Annotated in this window: 14 protein-coding genes; 8 read left to right on the top strand and 6 right to left on the bottom strand. The window is 42.5% G+C overall.

What is annotated here, in order from left to right:
- Window positions 1–52 precede the first annotated feature (52 nt).
- Window positions 53–322: an HU family DNA-binding protein gene (locus tag P4S60_RS09870; RefSeq protein ID WP_054561225.1), complete on the top strand. Its 270-nt coding sequence runs from the start codon at window positions 53–55 to the stop codon at window positions 320–322.
- A 137-nt stretch (window positions 323–459) separates the two neighbouring features.
- Window positions 460–1,032 (top strand): type 1 glutamine amidotransferase domain-containing protein, encoded by a 573-nt coding sequence (locus P4S60_RS09865; protein WP_063704556.1) that lies wholly within the window; start codon window positions 460–462, stop codon window positions 1,030–1,032.
- A gap of 59 nt (window positions 1,033–1,091) precedes the next feature.
- Here the strand turns inward: P4S60_RS09865 and trpA are convergent, their stop codons facing one another.
- From trpA to P4S60_RS09835, 6 genes are read right to left on the bottom strand one after another with little or no spacing between them, the layout of a single operon-like run.
- Entirely contained in the window at window positions 1,092–1,904 is an 813-nt protein-coding gene (gene trpA / locus P4S60_RS09860) for a tryptophan synthase subunit alpha (protein WP_337115846.1), read from the bottom strand.
- Complete coding sequence (gene trpB / locus P4S60_RS09855) at window positions 1,901–3,085, bottom strand: tryptophan synthase subunit beta (RefSeq protein WP_054553084.1); 1,185 nt, start codon at window positions 3,083–3,085, stop codon at window positions 1,901–1,903. Before trpB ends, trpA begins: the two co-directional genes overlap by 4 nt.
- 7 nt (window positions 3,086–3,092) lie before the next feature.
- Window positions 3,093–4,457 carry a bifunctional indole-3-glycerol-phosphate synthase TrpC/phosphoribosylanthranilate isomerase TrpF gene (trpCF, locus tag P4S60_RS09850; protein ID WP_337115845.1) on the bottom strand — a complete coding sequence of 455 codons (1,365 nt, stop codon included), beginning with the start codon at window positions 4,455–4,457 and terminating at the stop codon, window positions 3,093–3,095.
- Window positions 4,450–5,469, bottom strand: a complete 1,020-nt coding sequence (gene trpD / locus P4S60_RS09845) for an anthranilate phosphoribosyltransferase (protein ID WP_337115844.1) — start codon at window positions 5,467–5,469, stop codon at window positions 4,450–4,452. Before trpD ends, trpCF begins: the two co-directional genes overlap by 8 nt.
- A 9-nt stretch (window positions 5,470–5,478) precedes the next feature.
- A complete protein-coding gene (locus P4S60_RS09840) occupies window positions 5,479–6,084 on the bottom strand; it encodes an aminodeoxychorismate/anthranilate synthase component II (RefSeq protein ID WP_337115843.1) in 606 nt (201 codons plus the stop codon).
- The gene (locus P4S60_RS09835; RefSeq protein ID WP_337115842.1) at window positions 6,084–7,652 is read right to left on the bottom strand and encodes an anthranilate synthase component 1; all 1,569 of its coding nucleotides are present in this window, start codon (window positions 7,650–7,652) and stop codon (window positions 6,084–6,086) included. Before P4S60_RS09835 ends, P4S60_RS09840 begins: the two co-directional genes overlap by 1 nt.
- 524 nt (window positions 7,653–8,176) lie before the next feature.
- Here P4S60_RS09835 and rnm point away from each other — a divergent pair.
- The 6 genes from rnm to P4S60_RS09805 all read left to right on the top strand — a co-directional run bounded on the left by rnm (window position 8,177) and on the right by P4S60_RS09805 (window position 12,468).
- A complete protein-coding gene (gene rnm, locus P4S60_RS09830; protein WP_337115841.1) occupies window positions 8,177–9,016 on the top strand; it encodes an RNase RNM in 840 nt (279 codons plus the stop codon).
- A gap of 9 nt (window positions 9,017–9,025) precedes the next feature.
- The gene (locus P4S60_RS09825; RefSeq protein WP_063704570.1) at window positions 9,026–9,646 is read left to right on the top strand and encodes an L-threonylcarbamoyladenylate synthase; all 621 of its coding nucleotides are present in this window, start codon (window positions 9,026–9,028) and stop codon (window positions 9,644–9,646) included.
- A 41-nt stretch (window positions 9,647–9,687) separates the two neighbouring features.
- Window positions 9,688–10,491 (top strand): segregation and condensation protein A, encoded by an 804-nt coding sequence (locus tag P4S60_RS09820; protein ID WP_337116850.1) that lies wholly within the window; start codon window positions 9,688–9,690, stop codon window positions 10,489–10,491.
- Between the two features lie 168 nt (window positions 10,492–10,659).
- Window positions 10,660–10,953, top strand: a complete 294-nt coding sequence (locus P4S60_RS09815; protein ID WP_337115839.1) for a putative quinol monooxygenase — start codon at window positions 10,660–10,662, stop codon at window positions 10,951–10,953.
- 134 nt (window positions 10,954–11,087) lie between these two features.
- Complete coding sequence (locus P4S60_RS09810) at window positions 11,088–11,450, top strand: hypothetical protein (RefSeq protein WP_105174330.1); 363 nt, start codon at window positions 11,088–11,090, stop codon at window positions 11,448–11,450.
- A 166-nt stretch (window positions 11,451–11,616) separates the two neighbouring features.
- On the top strand, window positions 11,617–12,468 hold the full coding sequence (locus P4S60_RS09805; RefSeq protein ID WP_337115838.1) for a GNAT family N-acetyltransferase: 852 nt from the start codon (window positions 11,617–11,619) through the stop codon (window positions 12,466–12,468).
- The last annotated feature ends 127 nt before the right edge of the window (window positions 12,469–12,595 follow it).

Below are 12,595 nucleotides of genomic sequence, written 5' to 3'. Positions count from 1 at the left end.
TCTTTTTCCGCTTAACCTCAGATGATTAAGCGGCGTATTTTGGAGCATTTTTATGAATAAAGCCGCGTTAGTATCACAAATGGCTGCCCACAGTGAATTAACAAAAAAAGACACTCAAGCTGCTTTAACGAGCATGTTAAATGCGATTGAAAAGTCTCTTTCTGAGGGTGACCAAGTGCAAATTAATGGTTTTGGTACGTTTGCCCTAAGTTATTACCCTGCGCGTAAAGGGCGCAACCCGCAAACCGGTGAAGAAATTGAAATTGAAGGCGCTAATAAGCCCGTTTTTAAACCAGCAAAAGCACTTAAAGACGGTTTATAAGCAGGATTTGCAAAGCGGGTGTACTATTTACAGAGCACACATAGAATACATGGGAATTTATTCAATATTTTCAATATATTAAGTTTGGCATGTTGCCTGCTGTTAATTGTTTAGGTTTACCTAAATAAGGAGATAACATGTCAAATTTAAACAGCCAACTGAATGGTAAAAAGATTGCCATTCTTGCAACCAATGGTTTTGAGCAAAGCGAGCTATTGTCACCACGAAGCGCATTATTAGAAGCAGGTGCACTTGTCGAAGTTGTGTCACTTGAGCGTGGCGATATTACCGCATGGGATGAAAACCAATGGGGTGAGCGAGTCAGTGTTGACCGTGTAGTCAGCGAAGCTGACTCTGCAGAGTATGACGCGTTACTGCTTCCTGGTGGCTTATTCAATCCTGATACGTTACGTCAAGATAGTGAAGCAAAAGCATTCGTTGATGGTTTTTTCAGTGCCGGTAAAAACAAACCCATTGCCGCGATTTGCCACGGTCCATGGCTATTAGCCGAAATTAACAAATTACGGGAGCGCAAAGTAACCTCATACCCAAGTATTAAAACGGATTTGATCAATGCAGGAGCTAATTGGGTTGATCAAGAGGTGTGTGTTGATAAGGGCATAGTCACAAGTCGAAGCCCTGCCGACCTGGAAGCCTTTAATCGAAAATTCATAGAAGAAATTAAAGAGGGCGAGCATCGCCATCATTAATCATAAATTGTTAAGCACAAAGGGCCTTTAAGGCCCTTTTTTAAAGTAATAAAACAAACTTACTTAGTAGCTGCTTTCATACTGGCTACAAACTCTTTTAAACCAGTTAGCATCGCTGCCTGGTCATCAAGATTTGCCTCGATGATTTTAACAACCGCAGAGCCTGAAATCGCACCAGCGGCTCCTGACTCAAGTGCTGATTTAACATCTTCCGGTGTGGATACACCAAAACCAAGTAAAGCCGGTGCAGCATGGTAATCTTTTAGTTTTTTAACTAATGAATCTGCTGGCATTTGTGCTTTGGTTTCTGTGCCTGTCACACCTGCGCGTGAAAGAAGGTATGTGTAACCACGGCCATATGACGCACACTCTCGTAAAGTGTCATCATCAGCATTCGGTGTAGCAATAAAAATTGGGTCAATACCATTTTGCATTGCTTTTTTACGAAATGGCTTTGATTCGTGTAGCGGCACGTCAGCCACTAAAATTGAATCAACACCGGCTTCTTTAGCATCTTGATAAAACTTTTCGATGCCACGCTTAAATACTAAGTTTGAATACAATAATAGGCCAATTGGAATATCGGCATTGTACTCACGCACTTGCTTGATGATATCAAAGCAATCTTGGGTATTGATGTTTTCATCAAGTGCACGAATGTTAGCTGCTTGGATCACCGGGCCATCTGCAATCGGATCTGAAAATGGAATACCTAGTTCAAGGGCATCAGCGCCGCCATCAATTAAGCTTTTGATGATCTCTACACTCAGTGCTTTATTAGGATCACCAATCGTAACGAAGGGTACAAAAGCACCTTGGTTTGTTTCATTTAATGTGGCGAACAGTTGTCCGTAACGGTTAGTCTGGCTCATAGTGCGCCTCCTTCTGATAAAACACTGTGTACGTGAGCCAAATCTTTATCGCCTCGGCCGCTTAGGTTAACCACTAAAATAGTGTCTTCGGTTTGTTGCTCGGCATATTTAAGGGCATATGCGAGGGCATGGCTTGATTCAAGCGCTGGAATAATGCCTTCGTTTTTAGCCAGTAGTTGGAATGCCTCAAGTGCTTCAGTATCAGTAATGCCCACATATTCTGCACGGCCTGTCTCATGAAGATAAGCATGTTGTGGACCAACAGCTGGGTAATCAAGACCTGCTGAAACAGAGTAAGACTCTTCAATTTGACCATCATCATTTTGCATAATATAGGTATAGGTACCGTGTAAAATGCCTTTAGTGCCCTTACATAGCGTAGCACCGTGTTGATGGGTATCTAAACCTTTACCAGCTGGTTCTACACCAATGAGTTTTACGCTTGGCTCATCAATAAAGTCTGTGAACATACCAATGGCGTTAGAGCCACCACCCACGCAAGCAAGCACAGCATCCGGTAAGCGACCCTCTGCTTTCAGTACTTGTTGTTTTGCTTCTTCACCAATCATTTTTTGGAACTCACGCACCATGGTAGGGAATGGGTGAGGGCCTGCTGCAGTGCCTAGTAAATAATGAGCATCTTTGTAATTAGCTGACCAGTCACGCAGTGCTTCGTTTACGGCATCTTTTAAGGTACCAGAGCCTGCTGTGACAGGAATAACCTCTGCGCCCATTAGCTTCATACGAAATACATTTGGTTGCTGACGTTCAACGTCTTTTGCGCCCATGTAAATACGGCATTTTAAGCCAAGTAGGGCACAGGCTAGGGCCGTTGCAACACCGTGTTGGCCGGCACCTGTTTCTGCAATCACTTCTTTTTTACCCATGCGTTTGGTCAGAAGTGCTTGACCAAGTACTTGGTTGGTTTTGTGCGCACCGCCGTGGAGTAAATCTTCACGCTTTAAATACAGTTTTACCTTAGGATTTTTAACTAAGTTACGTGTCAGAGTTAATGGCGTAGGGCGACCTGCGTATTCATTTAACAGTTTTTCAAACTCAGCCTGAAAAGCTGGATCTTTTTGTGATTTATTAAACTCTGCTTCTAGTTGCTTGAGTGCTGGCACAAGCAGCTGTGGTACAAACATACCACCGAATTCACCGAAATAAGCTGGATTTTGCATTCTAACCTCAATAATTTCTGATATGCGAAAACGCATTTTGTAATTTTGTTTGGCACTTTTTACCCGCTGACGCTTCAACGCCAGAATTTAGGTCAAGGCCATTAGCACCGCGATAAAGCGCCGCGTGAATATTTTCTGGGTTTAAACCCCCGGCTAACATAAACGGCACGGTTGCCGTCTCTAGCACTGACCAATCAAATGCTTCGCCTGTGCCGCCTTTTTGGCTCTTGCTGTAAGTGTCGTATAAATGGCGATCAACCCCTTCAAGCGGTTTAGGTAATTCGCCTTTAACGCCTTGGGCTTTCCAAATTTCACAGCCAAGCGGTAATTGCTTTCTGAGACTTTGAATATACTCGCTATTCTCATCGCCATGTAATTGCACGGCAGCTAATTTTAAGCTTTGTGCATAATCGATCACTTGTTCAAGAGGTGCATTGACAAACACACCCACATACGCGAGTGGGGCACTTTGCGTAACTTGCTTGGCACAGTCGATATCAACATAACGTGGTGACTTAGGATAAAAAATTAAGCCACCATACACAGCACCACTGGCGTAGGCTGCTATCGCATCTTGTGAACGGGTTAAACCGCACACTTTGTTCTCACCTAAAATCACTTTACGACATGCGGCTTCTAAGTCGCGCTCAGCCATTAGTGAGCTGCCAATTAAAAAGCCATCACACAATGGCGCAAGGCGTTTTACATCTTTATGGGTATAAATGCCCGACTCTGAAATCACCACTTTGTCATTTGGGATAAGCTGACGTAAACGCTCTGTTGTTGCAAGGTCAGTACTTAAATCACGAAGGTCGCGGTTATTAATACCGATAAGGCTGGCGTTAAGTGCAAGAGCACGGCTAACTTCTTGCTCATTGCTAACTTCAGTGAGCACCGACATGTTTAAAGAGTCAGCCACCTTATGAAGCGCTAAATATTGCTCGTCATCAAGGACAGAGAGCATTAATAAAATGGCATCACCACCAGATAAGCGTGCTAAATAAACTTGGTACTCATCAATAAAGAAATCTTTACAAATAAGCGGCTGTTCAACTTGGCTGCGCACATACTCAAGGTACTCATAGCTGCCTTGGAAATATTTTTCATCAGTTAGTACGCTCATACAGGTAGCGTACTTTTTATAAACGGATGTAATTTCCTCTAAATTGAATGGTTCGCGAATAAGCCCTTTTGACGGTGAGGCCTTTTTACATTCTAAAATAAACTGCGTGCCGGTTGCGGCTAATGCGCCTTCAAAGTCTCGCTTGGTTGGCACAACATCGCTAATGAACGACTCAAGCGGGCGCTGTGCTTTTCTTTGTTCTAATTCAATGCGTTTGTCGGCAACAATTTTGTCTAACACGTTAGCCATGACTTACCTCAATAATTGCGTTCAATGTGTCCATCGCTTTGCCTGATGCTAATAATTCGCTTACTTGATCTGCGGCTGCTTTTAAATCACCTGCTTTATCGGTTAAATAAAGAAGGGCGGCAACGTTGGCTATAATGGCTGCGTTATGCGCCATTTCACCTTGACCTTGTAAAATCGCTAAGCTTGCTTTTGCGTTATATTCTGGGCCTTGGCCTGCTAGTTGTTCAAGTGAATAGTTTGCAAGACCAAAATCGCTCGCTGTTAGCGTGTATTCGCTCAGTTCACCGTTATTAAGCTCAACCACTTTGGTTGTCCCGTGTAAGGCGATTTCGTCAGTGCCTGCACCGTGAACCACCATAGCGCGTTTTGTGCCAAGGGTTTTTAAGGTTTCGGCCATTGGTAAACACAGCGAAGGGTCATAAACACCAAGCAATTGCACCTCAGGGGCAGCAGGATTGGCCAGTGGCCCTAAAATATTAAAAATTGTGCGGCTTTTAAGGACCGTACGCACGCCCATCGCATGGCGTACACCACTGTGATAATGCGGTGCAAATAAAAATGTAAACCCAGTATTGTCTAAACAATGCGCTGCTTGCTCAGGGCTCATATCTATATTGATACCTAAGGCTTTAAGTAAATCCGCTGAGCCCGAATTACTCGACACACTGCGATTACCATGTTTGACCATATTGATGCCCGCGCCGGCGGCAACAATAGCAGCCGTGGTACTAATATTAATTGTGTTTGATCCATCGCCACCGGTACCACAGCTATCTGCAAGTAAGGTTTTGCTGGTTTGAAATGGCACTGCATTGGCGCGCATTGATGCCGCCGCACCGGCGATTTCATCACTTGTTTCGCCTTTCAGTTTTAGGGCGATAAGTGCAGCAGTTAATTCAATATCATTAAGCTTGCCATTCATGATGGCGTCAAACAATGCAGTTGCTTGCGAAAATGATAAATCTTGCTTTGCTACTAATTGGTTTAACTGGGTTTGAGTTGTTGCTTCCATGTTATTCCTCTACTGCACGCGTGCGGTTAAAAATTCAATGCTTTGCTGTAATAGCAATGCGCCATTCGGCGTTAAAATTGACTCAGGATGAAACTGATAGCCAAGGGCATTATCTCGTTGATGGTAAATTGCCATCGGAATATTTTCATAACAAGCAATTACTTCAACTTCATCAGGGACTTTGGTTGCCATTAATGAATGATAACGAGCAACTGGCATTTTATCCCCCATACCCGCGAATACAGGGTGCTCAGTCAACGTAATAATTGATGACTTGCCATGCACAGTTTCGCCTGCATGACCAATAACCCCACCGTAGCTTTGTGTTAGTGCTTGCTGCCCTAAACAGATACCCAGCATCGGGAAGCGGCCTTTACACAGTTCAATGAGCTCCATTAAACAACCCGCATCAGATGGTGCGCCAGGACCGGGTGAAAGCACTAATAATACAGGCACAGTCTCTTGGCACATTTTGTCGAAGATGCTTTGTGCACTGATGTTATTACGGTATACCACTAACTGGCACCCTAACATAGAAAGTTCATCGACTAAGTTATAACTAAATGAATCAAAGTTATCTAAAAAGTAGATTTTATAGGCTGATGTTGTCGTCATTATTGTGCCTCGTAAGTCGATTGAATCGCAGTGATCACAGCTTGTGCTTTAGCACGGGTTTCATTGGCTTCTGATTGTGGTTCTGAATCAAACACCACACCTGCACCTGCTTGCACGTAGGCCGTGCCGTTTTTAACAAACGCAGAGCGAATAACAATACAGCTATCCATGGCGCCATCGCCCGTTAAATAACCCACTGCACCTCCATAGCTGCCGCGGCGTTTTTGTTCAGTTTGACGAACTAACTCAGCAGCGCGTACTTTAGGTGCACCCACTAGGGTGCCCATGTTCATACAAGCTTGGTAAGCATGTAGCGCATCGAGTTCAGGTTTTAAAGTACCAACCACGCGTGAAACTAAATGCATCACTTGTGAGTAGCGGTCTACTTTTAATAACTCTTTAGCGTGACGAGTGCCTGGTACGCTTATACGGGCTACATCATTGCGCGCTAAATCAACTAACATCAGGTGCTCGGCACGTTCTTTTTGGTCGTTGCGAAGCTCAAGCTCAATTCGGCTATCTAAATCTGGATTAATTTGCCCGTTAGCAAACTTGCCACGAGGGCGAGTGCCGGCAATAGGGTATACCTCGACTTGTTTACTCTCAGCACAATATTTGAGGGCTGACTCGGGCGATGCGCCGAATAACACAAACTCTGCATCGCGCATGTAAAACATATATGGGCTTGGGTTTTGTTGTTTTAATTGGCTGTAAGCATGAAGTGAGTCAGGGCAGGCGAGAGAAAAAGTACGTGATGGTACAACTTGGAAAATATCGCCATCAACGATGTTCTTTTTTAACTTGATGACATGTTCGCAGTATTGCTCGTCGCTAACATCAACAGAAATTGGGTTTGAGCCTGCTTGCTTTTGCCCTTGATAGCTTTGTGCATTGTCACATACGGCATTTAAACGCTCTAACTGTTGACCAACCTCAAAACAATTAGCATGAACTTCAGGTCCGTTAAATACATTGCCAATTAGCTCGGTTGTTTTTGCTTGATGGTCGATGACAACTAACGTTTCGGCGAGGTAGAAAACATAATCAGGGCAGCTGTTTTCGCCGTCAGGTACATCAGAAAGGGTTTCGAAATTAGCAACCATGTCGTAGGCAAACACACCGCCTAAGAACACAGAGAATGGGTTGTCTGTGGTGCTTTTAATACTGTTGATGCAGCTACGTAGTGCACTAAATGCGTTATCTGCTACTAATTTACTGGCTTCATCAATATCGCTTGCGACCTCGTTGTAGGTTAACGTTAATGTGTCTTCTACAAGCTCAGCAGAGCAGTTTTGCACATGAGTTTGTAAATAAGGCAGTAATTGCTTGCCATTATTTGACTGTGCGGTGAGTGTTACCTGTTTGCCTTGGCAAACAATACGTAGCGCTGAGTCAACCAAAATTAGACTTTTTACACTGTCTTTAGAATCAATTTCAGCAGACTCTAACAGCAGTGAATTAGGCTTATCGAGTAAACTGTATAACGCAAGTGGGCTACTGATGTAGTCGCGCACTTGAGTGATACTGGTTACTTCACCCGGTGTCGTTGTTATATGACTAAAAATCAAACCTCATTCTCCCTCATTCCCAAAAACTCTTTAAAAAACAAAACCCCGCGAAGCGATGCTTGGCGGGGTTCGTATAAAGATGCCTATAAATTAGATAGACCCTTACCGTCCCGCTAAGCCAGGCGCCACCACCAATGATGTGTAAGAGTTGCTATGTAATTCATTATAAAACCTTAAAATTTAGATATAAAAAAACCCGCTACATGAGCGGGTTTTGAAATCGTTAGACACGACAATTCGTCACCCGCTAGTTACGAGTGCCACCACCAAATTGTGATTTGAATTGTTTTGTTCATTGTTATTTCTTATTCAACGTGTCTGAAAGTGCATACAGTAAAGCGTACCTGAGCCGATACTGTCAAGCATTAATTTACATATTAATACGTGTTCGGCATTTACCCCTCGCAATTGCCCATTTATGTGGGTATATATGTCTAACCTAAAAAGATAATCACGCCCTCGCAGTAAATTTTTGTTATACTCACATCATTGATTCAAGAACTTACGTAAAGCAGTCTTTCCCTTTGATAAAATACGATTTACATAGCCACACCACATACTCAGATGGTCAGCTATCAGTCGAGCAATTGTTACACCGCGCGGTTGAGAAAAACATAGATGTGTTTGCAATTACCGATCACGACACATTAAGTGCGATAAAACCAGCTCGCCAAGTCATTGCAGATGATAATTTACCGCTTAAATTAATTGCTGGCGTTGAAGTATCAACAAAATGGGAAAGCTTTGAAATTCATATTGTTGGCTTAAATGTTGATGATGAAAATGACGCACTTTTGTCATTATTGAAGGTACAGCAAGCCAAGCGTGAAGAGCGCGCTTTAGAGATAGGTCGTCGCCTTGCTAAAAATGGTTTTGAAGGCATTTATGACCAAGCAAAAACATTTGCTGAAAACGCTCAGATCACACGGGCGCATTTTGCCCGTGCACTGATTGAACGTGGTGTCGCTAAAAACTTCCCTGGGGTATTTAAAAAGTACTTAGGGCGAGGAAAGACTGGCTATGTACCAAGTAGTTGGTGTGATATGCAAACCGCAATTGCTGCCATTCACCAGGCCGGTGGGGTTGCCGTTCTTGCTCATCCTGGGCGTTATCAAATGTCTAACAAATGGCTGCGTAAGTTAATTATTGAGTTTAAAGACGCAGGTGGCGATGCGATGGAAGTTGCACAACCACAGCAAGCGCCGAGTGAGCGCCAGTTTTTAGGTGAACTTTGCCGTGAATATGGTTTACTTGCGTCGCAAGGGTCAGATTTTCATTTTCCGACCAGTTGGTTGGAGTTAGGTAAAAATTTATACTTACCAAAAGATTGCCAAGGGGTTTGGCAAGCATGGGAAGGGCAATAGGAGCGTGTAATGAGTCAGTTTTTTCATATTCATCCAGATAATCCGCAACCACGCTTAATCAGCCAAGCGGTTGATATTATTAAGCAGGGCGGTGTTATTGTATACCCAACCGATTCGGGTTACGCACTTGGTTGCAGCATTGGTAATAAGCAAGCAAAAGAGCGCATCGAACGTATTCGTGGCATTGAAAAACACCATAACTTTACTTTGGTCTGCCGTGACTTATCGGAACTATCTACTTATGCTCGCGTTGATAATCAGTTATTCAGATTGATTAAAAATAACACCCCAGGGCCTTATACATTCATCTTTAAAGGCACTAAAGAAGTACCAAAGCGTTTATTAAACGAAAAGAAGAAAACCATTGGTATTCGTGTTATCGAACACCCAATCACCTGCGCTTTATTGGCTGAATTAGGTGAGCCGCTAATGTCGTGTTCTTTAATTTTACCGGGTGAGCAATATACCGAGGCTGATCCTGATGAAATTCGCGATCGCATTGAAAAGCAAGTTGATTTAATTATTCATGGTGGTTATCTTCCTGAACAGGCAACCACAGTAATTGATTTGTCAGATGATAGCATCGAAATCTTACGTGTCGGTTGTGGTGATACCAAACCATTTGAGTAGAGACTTCATTGACTAGCCCAGAGCTTGACGCGCCAGATAATTTGCAAGAGCCAGTACAGCAAAAGCTGCCACTGGCTTTTTTGCATGGCAAAGCTGTAGTTGATAAACCTGAAGACTTATATATTCCCCCCGATGCGCTAGAGATCATTTTAGAAACCTTTGAAGGTCCTCTCGATTTACTTCTGTATTTAATCAAAAAGCATAAACTCGATGTATTAGAGCTCTCTATTTTTAGTATTACAGAGCAATACGTTAGTTATGTTGAAATGATGAGCGAGTTTCAGCTTGAACTGGCTGGTGAATACCTTGTGATGGCGGCGTTATTAGCACAAATTAAATCACGATTATTATTACCAAAACATGAAGAGCTTGAAGAGGAAGAAGACCCACGAGCTGAGCTTGTCAGACGTTTACAGGAATACGAACAATTTAAAAAAGCCGCCGAAAATCTTGATGAAATTCCTCGCGAAGGACGCGATATCTTTGTTGCCGAAGCACTGGTGCCAGAATTTAACGAGCGTGAGGTACTGTTACCTGACGTTGACATGAAAGACTTGTTAGTTGCGCTAAGCGACGTTATGGCCCGAGTCAAAACATTTGAACACCATCATATTACCGCAGAAGCCTTGTCGACCCGTGAGCGTATGAGCTTAATCTTAGATAAACTCTCAGAGGCCCAATCACAGCTGCCTTTTAGTACTCTTTTTACGGTAGAAGAGGGCAGAAGTGGTGTTGTAGTAAGCTTTATCGCCATGTTAGAGCTGGTGAAAGAAAACCTGATCAGCTGCTTTCAGGTAGATGCCAATAGCCAGATTTATGTTGGTTTGGTGGAAGAAAGCGAATAGCTGGCAGTTAATAGCTTTAAGCTTTAAGCGGTAAGTTTAAAGGCAGTAGATCAATTATTAAAACTGGGTCATTACTTGTTGGGGACCAGATAAATATATCAGGGCGCCAGCAATTTGCGACTGTTCAGTTCTTGTCGTTATGTTCCGACTCATTCTATAAGGATATTTATGTCAAAAGTAACGTTGAAAGGGTTTATTTTAGTTCCTGAGTCTGACTTAGAGAACGTTAAATCTGAGTTGGTGACTCATAGGCGTCTTACCCTAGAAGAGCCTGGTTGCATTACTTTCAGTGTTACTGAACATACAGAAATCCCACTTCGCTTTGATGTATACGAAGAGTTTATAGATAAATCGGCATTTGAATATCATCAGCAAAGAGTTAAAAACTCTTTATGGGGTAAAGTAACCACCTGTGTTGAGCGACATTACGAGATCTTTGAGTCATCACCAGTCAAGAAGTAGATCGTTACGAAAGTTGGCTTCATTTGCGAATAAAACACTTAACTTACAGAGTGTTAAGTAATTGCGCCAAGTCTCAGTACCTGATAAGTTGGTTTTTCCCATTTTGGGGTAAGCCTACTATTAAGGAAAATATAATGAAAAAGTTAGGAATGGTACTGTTATCTCTCGCTGCATTTGGTGCCTCAGCTGCAGAAAGTTTGCAATTAGACCTTAACCTTTATTTGAATAATCAACTTGTAAAAACGCACGTTGTTAAAACTGAAGAAGACAAAACTGAAACAGTGACTGCAGATGATATTCTTAAATTTGATGTAACCCCTACGTTGAACGAGCAAACTGTGACACTAACATCAGCACTGTATAAATTTGAAAATGGCTCTTACAATAAATTTCAAGAACCTAAGTTAATGGTAAACCTTAACGAACCTGCAACGATTGAGGTTGGCACTGAGGGTGTTGAAGTGTACAGGATTGAAATAACAGCAAGTAAAATATAATTGCTCTAGTATATCTATACGTTTTTATAGCGGCTAACTTAAGCATGCTCCAATTAGTTAGCTGTCTATATTTAGGTATGCAATTGTAAAAATAGGCATACTCTAAGTAGCACCCTTTACAAAATGCTATTAAGTTTTGTTATTTTCAATTTTTTAAGGAAAGCAGATGCAAAGCAAACACTTTACAATCAAAACCATGACCAAGAAGGAAGTCGAACTCATGATTGATTGGGCTGCAGCAGAAGGTTGGAATCCAGGTCTTAATGATGCAGAGTGTTATTTTGCCGCTGATCCTGAAGGATTTCTTGTTGGTTTTTTAGACGATGAGCCTATCGCTACAATTTCTGCCATTAATTACCACGATGTATTTGGCTTTATCGGCTTTTACATTGTTAAACCCGATTACCGCGGCAAAGGTTACGGAATACAAATCTGGAATGCCGCATTAAAGCGCCTTGAAGGGTTGAATATCGGCCTTGATGGTGTGGTGGAGCAGCAAGAAAACTATAAAAAGTCTGGTTTTAACTTGGCTTATCGCAATATCCGTTTTGCAGGAGTAGGCGGTGGTAGGTCACCAAAAAATGCAGATATTGTAGATCTTAATGCTGTGCCATTCGAAATTATTGACGCATACGAACAGGCTTTTTTCCCAGTAAATAGAGCAAACTTTACCAAAGCATGGTTAAGCCAACCCCAATGCGATGCGTTTGGCGTAATGCATAATGGGGAATTGGCAGGATACGGCGTTATTCGCAAATGTCAGAATGGCTTTAAAATTGGCCCTTTATTTGCCGACTCACCAGAATTGGCTGAATCTCTATTTCTAGCTTTAAAATCTAAAGTGAGTGCATCTGACGCTATTTTCCTTGATACGCCAGAAATTAATCAAGCTGCTGTCGCTTTGACACAGAAATACAACATGCAGGTGTCATTTGAAACCGCCAGAATGTATACCAACGACTCTCCGAGTTTGCCATTAAATCGTGTTTTTGGCGTGACTTCTTTTGAAATCGGCTGAGTTTATTGGGTTGAGTGATTAAACGGTTGTGAGTAAAACTCAAAATTTATCACGTAAAGAATTAGACGCTTTTATTAACGAGGATTCATACTACTGCTAGCACCTAGCACCTAGCACCTAGCACCTA

Origin of the sequence: Pseudoalteromonas sp. Hal040 (assembly GCF_037162425.1) — a bacterium.
Classification (GTDB): domain Bacteria; phylum Pseudomonadota; class Gammaproteobacteria; order Enterobacterales; family Alteromonadaceae; genus Pseudoalteromonas; species Pseudoalteromonas gelatinilytica.
This window is presented reverse-complemented; position numbering and strand designations above follow the sequence as displayed.

Coding starts and splice junctions, on each gene's coding strand:
- P4S60_RS09805 (WP_337115838.1), top strand. CDS start 11,617: ATGCAAAGCAAACACTTTACAATCAAAACCATGACCAAGAAGGAAGTC.
- P4S60_RS09865 (WP_063704556.1), top strand. CDS start 460: ATGTCAAATTTAAACAGCCAACTGAATGGTAAAAAGATTGCCATTCTT.
- trpD (WP_337115844.1), bottom strand. CDS start 5,469: ATGGAAGCAACAACTCAAACCCAGTTAAACCAATTAGTAGCAAAGCAA.
- P4S60_RS09815 (WP_337115839.1), top strand. CDS start 10,660: ATGTCAAAAGTAACGTTGAAAGGGTTTATTTTAGTTCCTGAGTCTGAC.
- P4S60_RS09870 (WP_054561225.1), top strand. CDS start 53: ATGAATAAAGCCGCGTTAGTATCACAAATGGCTGCCCACAGTGAATTA.
- trpB (WP_054553084.1), bottom strand. CDS start 3,085: ATGCAAAATCCAGCTTATTTCGGTGAATTCGGTGGTATGTTTGTACCA.
- trpCF (WP_337115845.1), bottom strand. CDS start 4,457: ATGGCTAACGTGTTAGACAAAATTGTTGCCGACAAACGCATTGAATTA.
- P4S60_RS09840 (WP_337115843.1), bottom strand. CDS start 6,084: ATGACGACAACATCAGCCTATAAAATCTACTTTTTAGATAACTTTGAT.
- P4S60_RS09810 (WP_105174330.1), top strand. CDS start 11,088: ATGAAAAAGTTAGGAATGGTACTGTTATCTCTCGCTGCATTTGGTGCC.
- P4S60_RS09825 (WP_063704570.1), top strand. CDS start 9,026: ATGAGTCAGTTTTTTCATATTCATCCAGATAATCCGCAACCACGCTTA.
- trpA (WP_337115846.1), bottom strand. CDS start 1,904: ATGAGCCAGACTAACCGTTACGGACAACTGTTCGCCACATTAAATGAA.